We start from the raw sequence: 19,211 nt of genomic DNA on the forward strand, positions 1-19,211 counted from the left end.
GGCAAGGTTTCCCGGCGATAATTCGCGACCGATGTCCCGGCAGGAACTCGCGGAGCTGCTCGGCGTGTCCGTGGCTACCATCCGGAGGCTGGAAACCGGTAGTCGTGGACCCGCCATCGACCCGGAGTTTCGCAAAGCCCTGTACCGGGTTCTCGGTATAGCCGAAGCGGAGTGGGAAGCGGCGGAAAGACTGTTCGAATCCGGCCTGGATGTCGCGCCGGTGAACGAACGTACCGCCCAGGACACGAGGGCGGAGAGCCCCGATCGGCCGCTCACCGACATGCAGATGCGGATCGTCGCGGTCTTGGACGAGCAAGGGGAGTGTGCTGTCTCGGATTTGGCGCACCTGACCCGCGCGGCACACAAACGAGTTCTCAAAGCGATGCGAGGACTGCAGGATCTGCGGATCGTGGAGCCGGTGGAGGATGGGGCACAGGCCCGCTACCGCCTGCTGCCGGACGCGCGGAACACGACACCGGTGGTCGCCGGCGAGCGGGTGCAGCGGGCCGGCGGGCCCCTGACAGATCGGCAAGCGCGGATCGCCCTGCTCCTGGCCGATCGTCCGATGAGCGCCCTCGAACTCAGCTCCGCACTCGGCATTCCGTTGAAGGCTGTCCAATGGAACCTGAAGGTATTGGGCGATGAGGGGTTTGTCGAAGTAGCCTCGCAACACACCTCGCGAGGAAGGGCGTTCGTCTATCGCCTGGCCAGGGAACTTCCCACGGAAGTGGAGCAGCGCCGCCGGGATGCCGGCGATACGGAGAAGCCGGAAAGCCCGGCCGATACTTCCCCGGCTGCGGTGGAGCTCGACTCCGCTGATTCGGCCGGTGAAGCGGCGGAGTTCGAGTTGGTGTCGGCCGAGGTGGCCCACGACGGTTCCACGTACCGCATGCTGAAGTACAAGGTCCGTATGCCCGATGGGAACGTCTATCCACGCGATGTGCTGGATGTGCCCGCGACGGTGGCTGTACTTCCGGTCGACCGGCAGGGCCGCGTTGTGCTCAGCCGCCGGTTTCGTGCCGCGGTCGACGATGTGGTCCTCGAATTGCCCAGCGGTGTGTTCACCGCCGACGGTGATGTGCCGGTGATCGCTCGCCGGATCCTTGCCGAGTACGGACTGGAAACCGGCACGGAGTTGTCGCTGGTTACGGATGCGGTGCGCAGCGGCGGCAGTTCGAACGCCGTCACCCGCGTCCTGGTGGCCCGGGACGTCGACGATGTCGAGGGCGCCGAGCCGCCACCGGATATGCTGCGGATACCGCTGACGGAGGCCATCGCCCACCTCACGGGCGCGGCGCTCGTGGATACCGCAACAGCGGTGGGGGTCCTGGCCGCGTTGGGCGAGGCATCGGGTGAGATCCGATTGCGTCCGGCCACGGATCCGCCGCTGAACCCACTGCCCGCAGCATCGGGTATGCCGCCGGTCGACAGCACCCGCGTATTCGGTGCACAGCGGCTATGGCGTGGGGCCGAGGACACGGTGTGGTCCAGTCCGTACAACGAGGTGCGCCGGCTGGAACTGCACACACCGGACGAGGGCGTGGTGTCCCAGGATGTCATCACCCGCCATGCCACGGTCCTCGCGCTGCCATGGGACGAACGTACCGACGAGGTCGTCCTGGTCCGCCAGTATCGGGCACCACTCGGTCGCTGGATCTACCAGCTGCCCGCCGGCATGCTCGACAAAGCCGGTGAGGACCCGCTGACGGGTGCCCGGCGCGAACTGGCCGAAGGAGCGGGACTCGCTGCCCTCCACTGGAGCGAAATCCTCACTGCGGAGCCACTTCCCGGTGTCACCGACGAACACCACCGCATCTACCTGGCGCGGAACCTGTATGGGATCCCCCGCTTGGACGCGGGCGAATCCGACGAGATCGGGATGGGGCAGGTACGCATCCCGGTCGATGAAGCGCTCGCCATGGCAATGCGCGGCGAAATCGACGACGGCCCAGCAGTCATCAGCCTCCTGGCACTGGCCTCCGTCCGGGCCGGCCGGTTGGCGCCCCGGGTTGTCGTCGAGGGAGGGCAGCGGAGCGCGACCGAAGACAGCACCCGCGGCGGTCTCCCAGTTGATCCGCCACCGGCTCCGGACGACCGAGGCGGCGACTCGTTGCCTCGGCCTGGGGATCCGGATGGTGCGGGTGACGGAACAGCGGGCTATGTGCCGGAGTCCGTCCATCCGGGCGACCTGGATGCGGACTTCGGTGTTGCGGGTCCGGACAGGAGGCCGGGGCACTCCGGCGTCTGGCCTGTCGATCAGTCGGTGGTGGAGCAGCGGCCGACCGAGTCGGATTCCGGAGGATCGCCGGCTGATCCGCCGGTCGCGCAGTATCTGCCGGCGGCATCGGATTCCAGGGTGTCGTGGCCGCAACCCTGGGTGCCGGAGAGGGATCTGGACGAGGTCGGGATCGCCGCGATCGTCCCGGGGCTGGCGCAGAAACGGATCGACTGGCGCGCCGCGCGAGACAAGCTGAAATCCGAGCTGTTCGGCCGGTTGCCTACCGACAGTCCCGACCTCTTCCCTTGGAAGATCATCCACGATCTCAGCAGAGGCGGCGGCGACGCGCTGAACAATCCGGACTCGGAGTTCCGCAGGTACGTGGACGAGTACCACGAGCGGCTGCGGGGGGAGATCAACCGAGTTGTCGCCGACCTGCCCAGGTCGGGATCGACCACCGGGACCACTCCGGAATCCTCGTTGGAGTCGACCAGGACTCTGCAGGTGGTCGGTGATCTGTGGTTGATGCCGGACCGTCCGAAAGTGCTCACTTCGCTGCTGGTGGACTTCGCGAGACTGCACGGCATCGTTGCGCAGATACGCGAATTCGCGCAGTACAACGGCTGGATCGATGCGATCGATGCCATGGATTCGGCGATGTACCGCGAATCCGCCCATCCTGGCGCCGGCCCACTGAGCCTCAAGGAATTGCGTGCCCGCGCAGAGGAATTCGAAGCAAAGGCAGCGGAGACGGTTGCTGTCGCAAAGACAGTGCGGCAGACCGGACAGCGGCTGATGAACCTGGCATCGGATTCGGGCGTGCAGTTGAACGTAGGGGAAGCGCGGCGCCGTGATGTCCTGCCCGGCCCGGAGACGGTGGCGCGCTTGCGGCGGGAAGTCGAGGAACTCGAGCTACAGGCCAGGACGCGGCCATTCCCTGATCCGGAGGGGCGGCAGCCCGGCGTCGAGCGCCTGGGCCCACTGAACCGTCTGCTACGAACCATCGAAACATTCGAGGCGTGCAGCCTCGAGCTCGAGGAGCGACGTTTCGAACTGGACACGCTTGCCGTAGCTGGGAGTTCGGTCGAACCCTCGCTGTCGCAGGACTCCCCCCTGAAATGGGAGGCCGGAAGGTCCCTGGGGTGGCTCGCGGAAAGCCGGATCGCCATATCGGATCCGCTGACCTCGATCAAGTATTACGAACCGACCGACAATGTGCCGCCGGATGTCCGGCGGCAGCAGTGGCTCACCGGAATAGAGGCGCTGGATCGCGCCGTCCGGTATGCGTGGGCCGAGTTCGAGTTCGCGTCGCGGGCCGAGGGTGACGATCCGGGGCGAACTCGGGCGATCGAACGGATGTATTGGCAGTGGCGGGTCGAGCAGTTGGCGGCGCGGGCGAGTGTGCTGGTGGACCAGAGCGTCGCGCGCACGAACTTGTTCGGCGAGGTGCAGCGGCTCTACTGGAAACCCGGACCGCTCGTCGAGGGATCGGAATTCGACCGGGACACCAGGTTCGCATCAAGCTACCGAGATGAGCTGGATGATGCCATGAGGCGGCCGGTGTCGCCTGGCCGTCTGCTGTCACTGGTCGATGACATCCGTGAACAGTTGGTGCTGGAGCAGGTCGAGCGAGCCGACCGATTCGGCGACGATGTGGTGGCCGGGGTCCACGCCGCCGTTCCGGACGCCGAGGATCGGATCGCGCAGGTCCTGCTCGACATCGAGGAAGTGGCCGGCCGGCTGGAGTCGGTGATCGGTGACCTCGGTGTGGTCGAACGGCAACTGGACAGCCTTCTGGGAACCGATTCCGCCTGGCAGGTATTGGCCGGCCTCGTCCCGGATGCCGGCGAGGCGATCGCCCCGCATCGGCGTTCCGATACCGAGGACACGGCGTGGGAGCCGAATCGGTGCGGCGAGCGACTGCTGGCCGATATCGAGCGGGTGTTCGGCCGGGACGATCTCGGAGATCTGACGGGCGTCGGTGATCTGAGCGGTGTAATGGCCAGTCGGCTGGAGCAGGCACTCGCCGATGATCCGAACGGTGAGGTGCGTCGTGCGGTGCGGATCCACGGTCTCGCCGAGATCGAGACCGGCGTGCGCCGGCTGATGACCACCGGGCAGAAGCACGGCGGGGTGGTGGTGTTCGACCCCAAGGTGACCTCGGCCGCGGCGAGGGAGCAGGGACATACCTATCTGATCGAATGGTCGGTCGACGAACAGGGTGAACCGAGATTTCTCAGTCACGACGACCAGGCGCGTGCCGACGCGGAAACCGTATCCACAGACAATCAATCGGCGGCCGGTGGAGTCGATTTCGTACTTCCCGACGCTGGATTCGGCGGTCCGGTGTTCGTGACGTTTCTCGATGCGGAAGCGCGGGTCCAAGCGGTGCCGCAGCCGCCGGATCATTGGCGGGTGCGCTGGGACAGCGAGGATTTCCCGGTCGGCGCCGATGACGCCGTTCCGGAAAGTTCCGCACCGGGCGGTCTTCCACCGGATGTGTACGAAGCGGTCCGGGCGGTGCCGGGACCGAATGCAGGTCTCGACTCCGAGCTCGGTCCGGACGGACGGGACACGGTGTCACCCTTGTCGCTCGCCCGGCAGTACAGGGGCGCGCCGGCCGCGCTGTGGTCATGGGAGTTTCATCCGTTTGTTCGAGAGCCGGAATCACTGGGGCGAACCGGAAGTCACGGTGGCCGGACATTCGAACTCGACCTGAACCTCCTGCGGAACGCAGCCCTCGTCGCCGGGACGACTCCAGGACTTTCCCCGGGGGCCGCGAATGGCACGCAGACAGCGGAATTCGTGGCGAACCTGGACAAGATCGAGGCGCTCAAGGCTGTGGCGCAGGCGCAATTGGAATACTGGGGCGGTAGGCCGGGCCAAATGGCCGACGATGCCGGCCTGATGCGCCGTGTCATCGATTTGGAGAGGCTCGCCGCCAGGATATTCGAGGCGGAGGCGGCAGCCCATCGTGGGCACGGTTCGATGTATCGGGTGTCCTCGGCCCGTACCCACGAGGTGGATGAGCTTCGAGACGAACTCGCGAGCCGGGCCCGCGACACCGTGGAATGGGCCGCTGAACGCAGATATGTTTGGCAACTAGGAGATTTCGCGCCGAGCCGGGTGCTGGGGCCGGTAACGCTGCGGCTCGCTGATGAGTTCGCGCGGCAGTTAGCGGAATTCGCGCCCCCACCGGATATGCAGCCGGACGGGTGGGCGCACCGGAACGTGGCCGCACTCGCCGAGCGGCAGCAGCAACTCCGCAGGGATCGTGACCTCCGGGCCGCGCACCTCGGAGAGCTGATCGGCTATCCGCCGGAACTGCTGACCCCGGAGCATGTCGCGGTGCTTGCCGAACGGCTGAGTGGTCCGGCCGCGGCCGGGCATTCAGAAGCCGACCGGTTGCGTCTGCTGGACCGCGAACTGATCGCGGGTGAGGCGGCTCTGATCGGCACGGCACATGCCGAAGGACTCGCGCTGCTGCACGGCGCCACGGTATGGACCCGGGCTCAGCTGGCTGTGCTGGATGAGCAGTTCCGTGCCGTCCGGGACTTGGCACGCAACGCATGGGCAGTCGGTGACTACGACTTCACCCAGGAACCGACCGAGCTGACCCGCCTGCGGGAACTACGCGGGCGGCTGGACCGGAAATCTGGCCGTGACCTCGAGAAATTCGAACGATCCGCCATCTCGGGGCGGCTCGATCTGCTGATCGACTTCGCCGAGACCCGGCAGCTACTGGCCACCCGCGAAACCGCCTTGGTAGAGCTCGCCGGGCAGGTGGAAGACCTGGCAGCGCAGTACTTCGAGGTTCGCGACGCCCTTGCGGCCGTATCGGACATCGGGCACGGCGACGATGGACGGCCGGCCGAGATAGCAGTGGCCTTGGACAATGCGCTCGGCCTTGTGCTCGAGGCTGTGCGCACCGGCGAGTTGCCCCCGGCCGCGCAACCCGAGAACACCCTGCCCCCGGTATCACTACCGGGAGCTCGTGCGCCGCAGGGCCCGGTATCGACTGAACCGGACCGCGCCGCCGCAAAGCAGGCTCGGCTCGGCGACGACGATGGGGGCGCGCTGTCCGCCGATCCTGTCGCGCCGAATTCCGGTGTGCCCGGGTGGCGGGTACTACGGGTGCGCGAAGAGGTCGAGCTGGCGCGGGTGCTGTACCACGATCCGGAGGTCCGGCAGGCCGCGGTGGCGGTGCTGCAGCACCTGCGTGCGGTGCTGATCGACATGCATGCGCCGGACCGGACACCGGAGCAGATCGAGCGGGTCGAGGACGCGTTCTATGCGGTCGGGGGAACGAAGGGGCACGGGCAGGTGGCGCGGTCGGTGTCGCTGGACGAGCTGGCGGCGGCCGGCAATGTCCGGGAACTGATGTGCGCCCTGCAGAATGCGATGTGGTACAGCGGGCAGATCGATCCACCGGCGGGACCGACGCTCGACGACGGTGTGACCGAGCTGCTGAACCGGACGGATTGGACGGAGACGGCGGCCCGGCTGGGACTCGATGTCGAGGCGCTGGGTGCGCTGCGTGTGCAGATCGTCGGGGCAGATCCGCTGGGAACGGTGGAATTGCTCGATGTCTCCGAATCCGTGAAATCGGTGCGCGACGACAAGGATCTGCCACTTCTGGAGGAGCTCGCGCTCAGCAACGCGGACGAGCGCCCTCCCAGTGAGCGTTGGAAGAGACGCCGGGTATGGACGGTCCAGGATTGGCGTCTGCTGGGGATGCCGTTGTCGTCCAGGGAGTTCGCGGCGATCCCGGGTCCATTGATCGCGCTCGAAATATCCCGGCTGGAACCGGGCAACCTGGAGTTGCCGCGTACTGCCGACGGGCGGGTCGACGAGGACACGCTCGAGGATGCGCTCCGCGCCGAATTCGAGGCCAGAGGCAAAGATTTCCGTTTCGCGCTACCGCTCTACGAGTTCGACGAGCAGACCGGCAGCCGGGTGCGGGATGCGAACGGGAACGCGGTGGTGACCCTGGTGCGGGTCTACTGTGCGGATCGGGAGGTCACTCCGGAGGAGGCGCAGCGGCTGGATCCGGAAAGGTACGCCGTACCGCTTCCGGCGGACAGGGCGACTGTCGGCTCGCTCGCGGTGGGTATTGCCCGGGACGGGGAATGGTTCCGCTCGACCGCGGTCGAGCGTGGGTTCCCGGTGGTATCGGCGATTTCGGGGACGGCGGCTCGGTTCGCTTCGCATTTCCTGTGGTTGAAACCGCCGGGGGTTTCGGATACGGCTTACCTGGGTGCGGTACTGGCTTTCCTGATGCCGGAACATCATTCGCTGTACGAGCTGGTGCGGGCGATACAGAGGTTCGGTCTGGAGGTGGTGGACCCGGCGGTGTTCGAGGCGGCCGATCCGGTGGATGCGCTGTATCGGGCGGTATTCGACGCGTTCGGCCTTCCGATGCCGGAGGGCGGCGCACGGATCCGGCCGATCTCGGAGGATAGCGAAGCGGCGGCCGGTACCGTCGAGTCCGCCGCAGCCCGGAAGATCGATCACTGCGCCTGGGATCTGATCGGCAATATCACCGCGGTCTCCGGACGGGAAGATCTCGGCGATCTGGGGCCCGCCGGTCTGAGCGGCGTGCTGGTGAGCCGGGTGGAACCGGCGCTGGGACCCGGTCCGGACGGGGAACCGGCTCGGGCGGTGTGGATTCCGGAGCTCGCCGGGCTCGAACCGGTGCTGCGGGATATGGTGCGGTCCGGTCGGTCGCGCGGTCTGGTGTCGGTATTCGATCCCACACTGACCCCGACTGTCGGCGGTCCGATGGGGCATACATATCTGCTGGAGTGGCGGTCCGATGGTCCGGGCGGTATCCGTTTCACGCGATACGACGGGCCCGCGGCCGCCCCGGATCGGACGGCTACCGATGCTGGTGCCGAGGCGGTAACCGGCGTCGGACGAGATTTCGCACTGCCCGCCGAAGGACGCGGAGATCGAGTTCTGGTGGTGTTCCTCGACCACAACGGCCGGGTCGAAACACCACCGCAACAGCCCGAATCCTGGCGGCCCAGGGCGGATGCCGACGATTTCGCGGTCGGCGCCGACGACGCGGTGCCGTCGCGGCCCGGTGATCCCGAACCCGGTGATCCCTGGGCAGTGACGAGTTATGCACCGGCACCCCTGAACGCCGGCGAGCAGTCGCAGATAGCCGAGGTTCGGCGTCTGCTCGGCGGGACCGGACCGGTGTTGCCGCTGCGGCACACCCATGTACCGGGTCTGGCGCTGGTCGCCGAGGCCGAGCCCGGCCTGATCGCCGGGAGGGCCGGTATACCCGGCGACCTCCGCGACCGGGCGAATCGGGCGCTGCTGGACTGGGAACTGACTGCCGAGCCGGTCGCCGACCCGGAGCGGGCCGGTGGGCGGGCGCACGAGTTGCGGCGGCTGGACCGGGCGGCGGCGCGGCTGCCCGGTGATTCGGCGGTCCGGGTGTTCTCGCTGGACCTGCACGGAGATGGCACCGATCTGCTGGTGATCGGTGAGATCGAACGGGCGGACAAGATCGTCGTCGATGTGTCACCTGGTGCCGCGGATCCGTCCGCTTTCGCGGCGGCGTCGAGCCGTGCACTGAAGTACTACAGCAGGATGGCCGCCGATCCCGGCGACGGGCCGCCGCATGCCGTGGTGTTCTGGGCGGGCGCCGATATCGGTGTGCTGTACGAGCAACTGTCGGCGATTCTGGAGGCGCGGGCGGTCGACGCGCTCGACAACGGCGCCGGCGGCCCGGGAGTGCCGAGCGAACTGCGGTTCCTGGTCGACAGGTCCCGGCCACTGCCCGATGATTTTCCGAAACCCGCGCTGTTTCAACTCCTCACCGTCGGCCTGCACGAGCAGCTGCGGCTGGGTTTTCAACTGGGGTCGTACCTGGACACCAACCCGGAGCTGGGATCGTTGCGGCGTGCGGAATGGGATCGCCTACACGGTGAACTGCTCCCCGAAATCGCCCGACAGCTACAGGTTTCCGAGTCTGACCTCCGGGATCCGGTACGGGTGGACCAGCTGCGTCGCGATGCCGCGGACAACCCCGACGGCGTCTCACCCGACCAGCTGGATTTCTTCGCGTTGGACAACCTGCGCAATGCGGTGGCGGAGCTCGAGCGGTGGCGCACCAGGGCCGAACAGGTGATCACCCTGAGCCGGGCGCTCGCCACCGCCCAGGCGCACTACACCGCCGGGTTCGACACCCACACGGAACTCGAGATGCTCAGGGATCTGGCCGCGGAACTGGATAGGCAGGCCGGGGAGTGGTTCACCGCGAGCCGGGAACTCCATCGCCCACCGGATCCCGGGACGGTGGCCGGCCGGCCCATCCAGCCGGCGGTATTCGGTCTCGACCCCCATGCCCGGCGCCAGACCGGTGCCAGGCTGGCCGCCCTCGAGCGGGCGATCGAGCTGAACCGCGAAAAGTGGTCCATATATATCGAGCATGCGATCTCGGACGACGAACTGGCGGCCCGGGTCGCGGCGCGGGACGTGCGCGGGGATCTCGACGCCGGACGTCCGCACCGGTTCCGTGATCCGGCCGTGGCCTATCTCCAGGCAGTCGAGCTGCATAACCTGGCCGTCCGGGCCGAAGCTGCGGATCTGATGTTCGAACAGCGCACCGAACTGATGGACGCGAGCCTGGGCGCCGTCGAACGGATCATCGCGGCTCAGCCCGAGCCGCCGGGCCTGGGTGCGGCATTGCGGGAATTGCGGCAGCACTTCGCGACGCCGGGCGATTCGCTGCCACGTGCCCTCGACCACGCGGCATTCGAACGTGCCACCGAGGTACTGGAGACCGTCCGCCGGAACTGGGCCGAAGCCAAACAGCATTCCCACGATGCCTGGCAGGAATTGCGGGGATATCCCGACAACCCCGAACCCGGCCGGTTGCCCGATTTCGCCGACCTCCGCGCGGAGGATGCCCTGGACGATCTCGACGAAGAGCACGAGGCCCGGCTCGACGACGCCGCCGCGGCGGCCGATGTGCTCGCGGTCGCGCAACTGCTGCTCGATCGTCTGGACCAGAAGACGCGGGACCTCGAGCAGCTGGCCGAGGAACGCAATACCCTCGCAGGAACGGACCAGCGGACCGATCGACGGGATGAGATCGCCGCCCTGGATCGCGAAATCGCAGCCGGACTGGCCGAACTGATCCGCATCGCCGAACACCCGGCCTCCTCGGTCACCCAAGCCTCATCGGCCGCCCCGAGCTCCTCGGCCACCTCCGGTGTCGCTGCCACTCCGGGCGTCGCGGGCATCGCGGCCGAACCGGCCGATTCGGACGGTGTCGATGGCATTGCCGAACCGGAGAGCACCGGCGAATCCGCCTCGGCGCCAGAGTTACCCGACCCGCGTTCCGGTCAGGGCGTGGAACAACCCACGCCGGATACACCGTTGCGGACGGAAGCCCTCATCCCGGCCATCGGTGACGGCAGTGCGGTACCGAGTTCCTCGGCGAACGATGTTCCGAAGATATGCGCGGTCGATGCCACGGCGTTCATCGCCCTGCTGCTGGGCGTCGACTCACCATCGATACCCTCGGGATCCGCGACCACCGCCGCCGGTCGCCGGATCCGCGAAAACGGTACGAGCCCGGTCGAATTCGCCGCGAGCCTCGGGGCGAACTGGCGTCTCGGCGGTTTCGCCGACCTCGCGGAGATGCGCGCCCGCGCCGCCGGCGGTGCCGTGGTGGCGGGCGCGGTCGATACCGATACCGATACCGATGCCCATGTCTTCGTCCTGCACCGCGGAATCGACGGCGAGGTCTGGGTGCACACCCTCGACAAGGGCATCCGGACCGATATGCGGCTGGAGGAGTGGACGCCTGCCGAGGGCAGGCTGTACGGGATCGTCTTCGCGTCCGAAGATGGCGTGGACGGCACGCCGACCTACTCGCCGGAGCATCCGATCGCCGTGGGCGACTACCCGGTGGGGGTCGCGGGGTACGACTTCCCGCGGCATCGAATGGGCGGAGAATCCGGGGTTTCGGCCTCCGATCCTGCCGATCCCGCGGCCCGGCTGCGCGCCGCCCTCGCCGCGGCCGGCTTGAACGATGAGGTATCACCGGCCGCGCCGGTGCCCGCGTACCGGGATTCGGCCCCGGTCGGCCGAGACCGCCGGTTGCGCTGGCCGTTTTGGCGCACGGTAGATCCGGCTCGGGCCTATGCGGTTCCCCCGGCGCTGCCGTGGCTGAATCGGAATGTCTACCAGGTCCGCTATATGGGACCCGATGCCGGCGGTACTTTCCGCGACAACCCGGAGGATTCCGGCTACCTGCGCTCTCCGGTCGCCCCGGACGAGCGTTTCGACCGAATCGAAAGCTTGCACGCGTGGCTCGAGGCGGAAGATCTGATCCGGCCCGTCACCGAGGACCTGGCGCTCACGTCTGTCCGGCGGGATATCGCGTGGCGCCTCGACGAACTCGCGGAGCATGCCGAAGTGCTATATCTGCGGCACAGCGAATATCGTGCGCTGAGCGGCGCGGAGCCTCGATTGCGTGCAGAACAGGCCGGGGAACTGATCGAGTTGCGATCCGCATTCGCGACGCAGTTGGGCCGGATACTCGAGTTGGCCGAGGAATACGGTATCTCCCTCGGCAAACCGGTGACCCTCGGAACCGGCCTGGAGCGGCTCGCCCGCGAATCGGCCCAGCTCCGGCTGGAATCCGATGTTCCGGCCACGGATCGGATCATCGGTATCGGCCGGTTGCGATCCGCCATCGCCTGGGCCCGGGCACAGGTAGATCTCGCAGACCGGCGGTTCATCGAATACCGCGGCAATGCCGCTGAATTCGAATACCCGGAGCTGTCCGACGCGGATATCACCGACGTGGCGGCGCTCCGGAACAGCGTGGGTGTGCAGCCGCGCCGCGGCCCGGTCGATCGGCCCACCCTGCCGGAGAAGCTGCTCGAGTTCGCCGAGTACCGGGCATTGTGGTCGGCCCGCGAAGCCCAGCTGCTCGAGCTCGCCGGGGAACTCCATCTGCTTGCCGGGGAACACTTCCGGCTGTCCGGAGCACACCTCCCACCGGCCGGGGCAGAACACCGGACAACCGAGCTCGCCAGGATCGACAAGGCCCTGGCCGCCGGGTTCGGCAGCCGTATCGACAGTCTGCTCGCCACCACGGAAGCGGTCGGTGACCTCGTCGCATACCGTCCTCCCGACACGCACCTGGATATGGGCCGATCCGATCTCCTCTGCGTCTATCGGGCTCGCGACGCGGCTTATGCGGCGCTGCGGCTGGCGGTGCCGGAGGGATTGCCGGCTCCGGTGGCCAGGTATTCGGGGACCTACGGGTGGCGAGCGCCGGAGGTCGTGGGTGCCGATTGGGAGCCCGGTGGCTGGCCCGATCCGGGTGCGCTCTTCGAACGGGTGCGGACAACCGGTGATGCCGTGGTGGCTACGGTCGGATATCGGGGACTCTTCCGGGTCGGACGGGTGGGATCTCATGCGGTGGCTGTGTTTCGGGACGGTACCGAGGTGAAGGTCGTCGACAACGGCGCCGAGATGAGTTTCGGTCAGTGGGTGGCCGCCGGTGCGGACAAGTGGCGTTCCTCCCAGATCTTCGGGATGGTCGTCCATCCGGACGGAACTCCGGGAACGTCGCTGGTCGACGGGAAATCGCAGGCGGTTGTGGTCCTGGACTACTTCCCCGGAAGTATCGGTGGCGGCGAACCCGTACGGAGTGTGCCGGCGGTCGATGGCCCGGATCCGGCCGTTGCGGCGGTGGCGGATGAACTCCTGCGGAGGCCGTTGGAGACCGCGGAGGATGTGCGGTCCTGCCATGCCGATATCAACCGGCTTCGGCGGGAGCTCGTCCAGAGCGCGGAGAGCCGATCGAGCGCTGCCACCGAGCAGTTGCTTCGGAAGGTGATCGAGGCGGAGGACAGGATTGTGGCCGTACTGCGATCGAACCGGCGCGGCAACGTCGTCGCTACCGAGGCCGGCGACGGGCGGCCGGAGGCCGCGGGACGTCAAGCCCCGGACCGTGCCGGCACATCAGGGCGGGCTTCGATCGCAGTGCCGCGGGAACGGCGCCGGATTCTGTTGGTCTCCCGGTGGTGGGCCGGTGCGGGAGTCGGTGGCAGTGCCACCGTCAACCGGGAACTCGCCTGCGCGTTGGCGCGCAGCGGGCACGAGGTCTTCGTCCGGGCCGGGTCTCCGGTGGACGAATGGACGCCACCGAGTGGAGTGAGGTTGATCGGCCCTCGCTCCTACGATCCCGATCTGCCGCCCGAGGATCAGCTCGACGCGGACCTGGATCTCTTGCCGGAGGATATAGACACGATCATCTCGCACAAGAACAGCGGGGGGTGGGCCGCGCGATTCATACGCCACGTGCGATATCGAGATGCTCAGCTGATTCATTTCCTGCACTTCGACGACGCCACCTGCGAGGCCAATCGCGGCGAGCCCCGGAAAGGGGCGGCGATAAAATTCCTGGAGGGCGAGCTGTCTGCGGAAGCGGATGTCGTGGCGGGGGTGGGGCCGGTGCTGGCCGATCTCGCCGGGGAACTCGCGGCGAAATCCGGGCGGGCACCTGTGGTCCACGAACTCCTCCCCGGAATCGATGTGGTGGAGCAACTCGGGCAACCTCCGCTGGAGGGCCGCCCCAGAGTAGTGCTCATGGGCCGGTTGCATTCGGATCGTAAAGGTGTCCACGAGGCCGCACAGATCGCCCGGCTGGTCAGCGAGCGCGGCGGAGGTATCGACCTGACCTTGGTGGGAGCCCAGCCGGAAACACTCGAGCGTACCCAGCGGATGCTGTCCCATATCGCGGGCCAGGAGGTCGAAGTTGTGCCCTATACAACGGATCCGGAGCGAAAACTGGAAGTGCTCCGACGCGCACACTTGTTGATCATGCCTTCGCGCGCCGAGTCTTTCGGGCTGGTATCCAGCGAGGCGTTGGCCGCCGGGCTTCCGGTTCTGGCCCCCGACAGCAGCGGGTTCGGACGCTTTCTCCGCGACCACTTCTCGAATGAGATTTCCCGGCGAATGGTGGTTGCGCAGGATTACGCGGGGCCGATCCCCATCGAGACGTGGGCCGATCGGATCATCGAGGAAACAGCGGATATGCCGCGGCTGTGGCGAGCCGCCGCGCTGGCGCGAGCAGCGATGCAAGATGACAATTACACCTGGGATGCGGCAGCCGAGAAAATGATGAATGCGTTGCCTTCGAAAGGGAAGACCACCGGTGCCGGAGACCGTAACGGTGAGGCAGAGAAAGGGTGAGTGGTGTGACCGACGATTCGGAACTGCGATATCGGCGAGTGCGGGACGCGGCCGTAGTCGCGCTGGCCGCGGTGGGCGATACCGGCGATTATCCACCACCGGTCGCGCGTGCGCTGGCCCAGCTCCGGCAGGTCGTCGAACAGGATACCGGCCCGGCCGCCGATAGTGATCTCCCGGTGGTGGACCCCGCTCGGCATCTGGTTAGCAGATTCAACTACCGAGGAACACAGAAGTTTCCGGTGTCTCTGGATGACGAAGCCGACGAGTTGCGCCGGCAACTGGCCGCCGACCGGACCGTCGTGGGCGCCGACGGGAACTCCGGCAATGTCGTGCTCACCGAGTTGCGTGGCATGATCGTCGGCGGCCTGTTGCAGGAACTCGCGGCTCGGCTCGCCCCGGGGCCGGCTTTCGGGCCCGGCCCCCACGGCGAAGCGCTGGCCGCGCTGGTGACCGAATTGTCGGGGGAAATACTGGACCAGACCTTCGTCGGTAGACAGTGAGCCCCATGGCCCGATCACTGACGTTCGTCACGGATCGCGGCCACCACCTCGGCCGTCGCGTCGGAGATCGCGGCTGCCAGCCGGGCGCGGTCGGCCGGTGTGGCGACCAGTGGATCGCTCATCGGGATCAGATAGCGACCGTCCTCGCGCAGATCGCGCCAGTACAGACCGTGCCGGCAGATCCCTCGTGGCCCGAAGCGGGAAAAACCCTGGATCACGGTGATCTTGCCCTCCCCGGTCACCGGGATGCTCGAGAACTGTTCGGCCCGCTCTTCCTCGGAGTCCTCGAAGGTGCCGATGACCGCGGATCGGCGGTATGCGTAGTCCATGGTGGTGTCGGCGGCCGGTGAGCGCAGTATCGTCGGCTCCCGGGTGCCCGCCCCGGTATCCGGTAGTTCGGTGGCGACCAGCTCCGACAGTGCGAGCGGGTCGACCTCACTGATCACGTATCCACCACCGTGCCACACGGTTTCGCCGGGAAACTGTTTGATGAGGTACCCGGCGTTGCCGCGCCGCACGCCCAGCAGCCGGATCCGGCCCGCGGCATCGCCGGGTTCCCCGGTCCAGCCGTGCGCCACGATCCGGATATCGGGCCTGGCAATGATCTCCAGTACCTGCTCAACGGCGGGGTCCAGACCGGTCCGCAGTTGTTCCCCTACAGCCTGTTTCTCGGCCTGGAAATCCTCGTACAGCGGGGTCCGACTGGTGAATACGAACGGGTCGGGCAGCAGATCGGCCTGACTTCGCTCCCAAGCGACCAGGAATTCGAGGTCGGAGAGTTTCCAGGTGTGGGTCATTCCACTACGGATCTGGTGAAGGTGAGAGCCTCCCCCAATGCCTGGTCGAGGTGCTTCTTGGACCTGAGGTATTTGGCCCGGTCGTGTTCCTTGTCCTGCTGCCCCTGGTTTCCGGCACCCGGGCCGGGAGTGCCCGGTGCGCCGTTCATCGGTGTGCTCGACCCCAGCGCGCCGACCGCCCGCGCGCCGGCCGACATGCCCTCCAGACTGGCGCGGGGGAACAGCGCGGGGCTGCTCCGCAGCGGAGGCGCGGCCGGACTGGAACCGCCGGCTCCGGTGCCACCGGAAACCCCGCCGCCCGAGGGCAGACCACCGGACCGCAGCCCATTCGCCTGCGGCATCCCGGGGGTGGCGGGCATCCTCGGGATACTTCCCGGCTGCGAGGCCTGCTTCAGTGCCTCGTCCGCGGCTGATCCGGCGTTCTGCAGTCCCTGTTTCGCGAGGTCGGACAACTGCCCGGCGCGGTCCGTGGACGCGGCGGCTGTGCCGGGGGTACGGGGCGCGGCACCGGTGGGTGTCTGGGCGGCAGCGGATTCGACCGGAGGATAACCGCCTCGTGCACCTGGACCGGGTGCGGACCCGGCGGGCACGTCCAGCGCACCGCCCGATACCGGACCTCCCGGCGCGGACGGTGCGCTGCCGGCCGGAACTATGGTCCCCGAGCCGGCCGGGACGGTGGTCCCCGGGTTGCTCGGGACGGTGGTCGATCCACCGGGGACTGTCGCGTGTGGTGGGGTGTCACCCGGAGCGCGTGCGGTGGTGGGCAGTTCCCCGAATGCCGGGAGGTATTCCGAGCTGTTCTGCACGCCTACCACATAGTTGTTCTCCATGTTCTGGCGGTGGATGGCGAGTTGCCGGGCAGTCTCCGCCTCGGTCGCCGCACGTGTCGAAGATGCCCCGCCTGACAACCCGCCCGAGCCGTCATAGGGATTGTAATGAGCATAAGACTGCCCTGGATCGTAATAACGCTCCGGTGGATCCGGGGTACTGGGCATTCCCTTGGCAGTGTTCTTCAGCCAGCGGGAGGTGTAATCGAGATTCCCGCCGAACGATTCCATCCGGACGGTGAAATCCCGGGCCCGTGAGTGATAATCCTGCACTGCCGCTTTGGCCGCTGCCGCGCCCGCACCGTCCCACAGGCTCTCCGGCATTCTCGTCAGCCGATCGGCCAGCCCTTCGACGGCTTTGCCCAGTTCACCGGCCACCCATTTCCACATCTCGGCCTGGTGGTATACGGGCTTGACTGCCTTTTGGGTGGAGACGCCCAGCTCGTAGAGGTCGCGCCACAGCTGAACATACGGATTCTCCGTGCCGCCACCACCTTCCAGCGTCTCCTGCCGGAGTGACTCCGGCTTTCCTTGGTTGGATTCGTCGAAGTAGAGCATGCTGTCGTTCACGTTCGCGGGCCGGACCAATTCGCTTGCCTCGATGGGTGTTCCGGACTTCTGCCCGGCGTCGCCCGGGCCGGTGAGATCACGGGCCCCCACGGTGGTGATCTCGGTATTCGACCCTTTGCTGAAGGTGGCCGGTTCGCGGCCCTCGTTCGGCGGTTGCCGGAAGAATTTTCCGGGTGCGGCCGGTGGCCGGATATCGTCGAGCGCAGCACGCATGGCCTGCCGGGCCGGGCCGGGGAATTCGGCTGCTGCCAGGTCGTCGGAATCGAGGTAGTTGCGGCCGGCCTGTTTGAAGGTATCGAGCATTTCGCCGAGAACTGTCCGGAAACTGTCCATGACGCTGACGACGGTGTTGGTCGTGCCGTTGATCTGGTTCGCCAGATACCAGCCCGACGCGAGGTGGCTGAGTTCGCTCAGCCGGCCCATACTCGAGATCTTCTGCCGGAGCGCGCCCACCGTGCCCATGACATCGGCGCATTCCCGGGCGGCGGATTGCGCGGCGGCCGGATGGAAAACCAGGCGGCCCTTCGATGCCTGCGCGCCGACGTTCTTCCAGGGATCCTGGTGAGTCGCCCGGATGAGCGGACCGATCGTCAGATCCGGGACGCTGCTGTCGTCGGGTGTCCGCATCTCGGCTCCGCTCGTCGGCGCGGCGGTCGCGGTGGCGACCGGCTGCGTTCCTCTACTCCTATCGCCCGTCCATCCTGGCACGTCAGAGGCACGCGACCCGATGTCCGACTTCCCCTCGCTGGAGATGATCCGGCCGGTCTCGGGTGCTCGGTGGTCATACGGACACAGGCACGATGAGGTCGCGCGCTTCGTCGACCTTCCGGTGGTATTCGGCGACGTTGTTCAGCTTGATGTGTTCGTATCCCGTATTTCCTGAGGCATGGCCAGAATGGCCTCGACTCGATCGGCGGTCAGTGGTGTGGCGAGGGGGACTATTTCCGCGGTGAGCTGGGCGAATTCCTCGATCAGCGCCCGCTCGACGAAGCTGAGGAAAGACAGAGCGTACGTGACATTCTGGTAATCCACGAGGTCCGCCGCCAGGAAGCCCACACGATCCCGCAGTGCCTCGCTGATGCCGTCGATTTGCGTGAGAGCCCGGTGCAACTCGGCCGAGTCGCCGGTTTTCCCGGACTTCTTCGCCCGCGGTTTCGCGGTTGTATCGGCGTATGGTTCGAGCACATGCCTGCGCCCGACTGCGATCGCCCTGCGGTTCGCGGCAACCGCGACTCCGTTGAGTTCGATCGCTTTCTCGATCGATGTCAGCGGGATCGGCAGGGCACCGGCCTGCACCGCAATCCCTACGAGCACCATATCGGCCAGCTGATCGGACCCGAATTCGCGGCGTGCGATCTCGCGGGCGTCGGCGTAGACCGAATCGTCTGCGCGGCTGACTGCGTCGAGCGATTTCCGGATCGATGCCACCGAGGGAAAGCCGGTGCCCGGGTCGAGGATCATCGAGCCCGTGGGCACCTGGGCTGTCGAGATCACCGCGATCGTTCGCCGGCTCGACGCGGCTGTCGAATTCTTTTCGTCGGCCGCGACCAGCAGATCGCAGCCGAGGTACAGATCGCATTCACCGTCGGCGAGCTTGTTGGTGCCGGTGATCGGACCGGCCGAGAATTTCAGATCGGAGACGACCGCGCCACCCTTTTGCGCCAACCCCAGCTGATCGAGACCGCGGACATGCAGGCCCGCGAGCGCGCCGGCGGTGGCGAGAATCTGCGCCGCGGTGACCACTCCGGTTCCACCGACACCGGTGATCCGTACGTTGAATGCCTCGGGGCTCACCTTCGGCGCCGGTTCCGGCAGTTCCGGCAGACCCGGCTCGGCAGCTTTCCTTCGCGCGGATGTGCCGGGTTCGACAGCGACGAACGACGGGCAGTCGCCGTCGAGGCAGGAGTAGTCCTTGTTGCAGGACGCTTGATCGATACGAGTTTTTCGCCCGAACGCGGTCTCGACGGGCCGGACAGACATGCAATTCGACTTCTGTCCACAATCCCCGCAGCCCTCGCACAACCGTTCGTTGATGAAGGCCCGAGTTCGGGTTCCGGTAGTAATCGCG

Annotated in this window: 5 protein-coding genes (1 of these 5 running past the window's edge); 2 read left to right on the top strand and 3 right to left on the bottom strand. The window is 67.1% G+C overall.

Going from position 1 to position 19,211, the window contains the following annotated elements:
* Positions 1-14,449 carry the 3' end of a glycosyltransferase gene (locus tag NF4_RS27240; RefSeq protein ID WP_157120634.1) on the top strand. The gene continues 19,394 nt to the left of window position 1, outside the view, so only the last 14,449 of its 33,843 coding nucleotides appear in the window; the start codon falls outside the window, past its left edge; its stop codon occupies positions 14,447-14,449.
* Positions 14,450-14,454: 5 nt separating this feature from the next.
* A complete protein-coding gene (locus tag NF4_RS27245; protein WP_063814730.1) occupies positions 14,455-14,949 on the top strand; it encodes a hypothetical protein in 495 nt (164 codons plus the stop codon).
* A gap of 14 nt (positions 14,950-14,963) precedes the next feature.
* Here NF4_RS27245 and NF4_RS27250 read toward each other — a convergent pair whose 3' ends face one another.
* From NF4_RS27250 to NF4_RS27260, 3 genes are all read right to left on the bottom strand, one after another.
* On the bottom strand, positions 14,964-15,746 hold the full coding sequence (locus tag NF4_RS27250) for an ESX secretion-associated protein EspG (protein WP_063130252.1): 783 nt from the start codon (positions 15,744-15,746) through the stop codon (positions 14,964-14,966).
* Entirely contained in the window at positions 15,743-17,770 is a 2,028-nt protein-coding gene (locus NF4_RS27255; protein WP_063130253.1) for a hypothetical protein, read from the bottom strand. The genes NF4_RS27250 and NF4_RS27255 overlap by 4 nt, the downstream gene beginning before the upstream one ends.
* Positions 17,771-17,992: 222 nt before the next feature.
* Complete coding sequence (locus NF4_RS27260) at positions 17,993-19,123, bottom strand: 2-oxoacid:acceptor oxidoreductase family protein (protein WP_063130254.1); 1,131 nt, start codon at positions 19,121-19,123, stop codon at positions 17,993-17,995.
* Positions 19,124-19,211: the final 88 nt, after the last annotated feature.

Origin of the sequence: Nocardia fusca NBRC 14340 (assembly GCF_001618425.1) — a bacterium.
GTDB lineage: Bacteria > Actinomycetota > Actinomycetes > Mycobacteriales > Mycobacteriaceae > Nocardia > Nocardia fusca.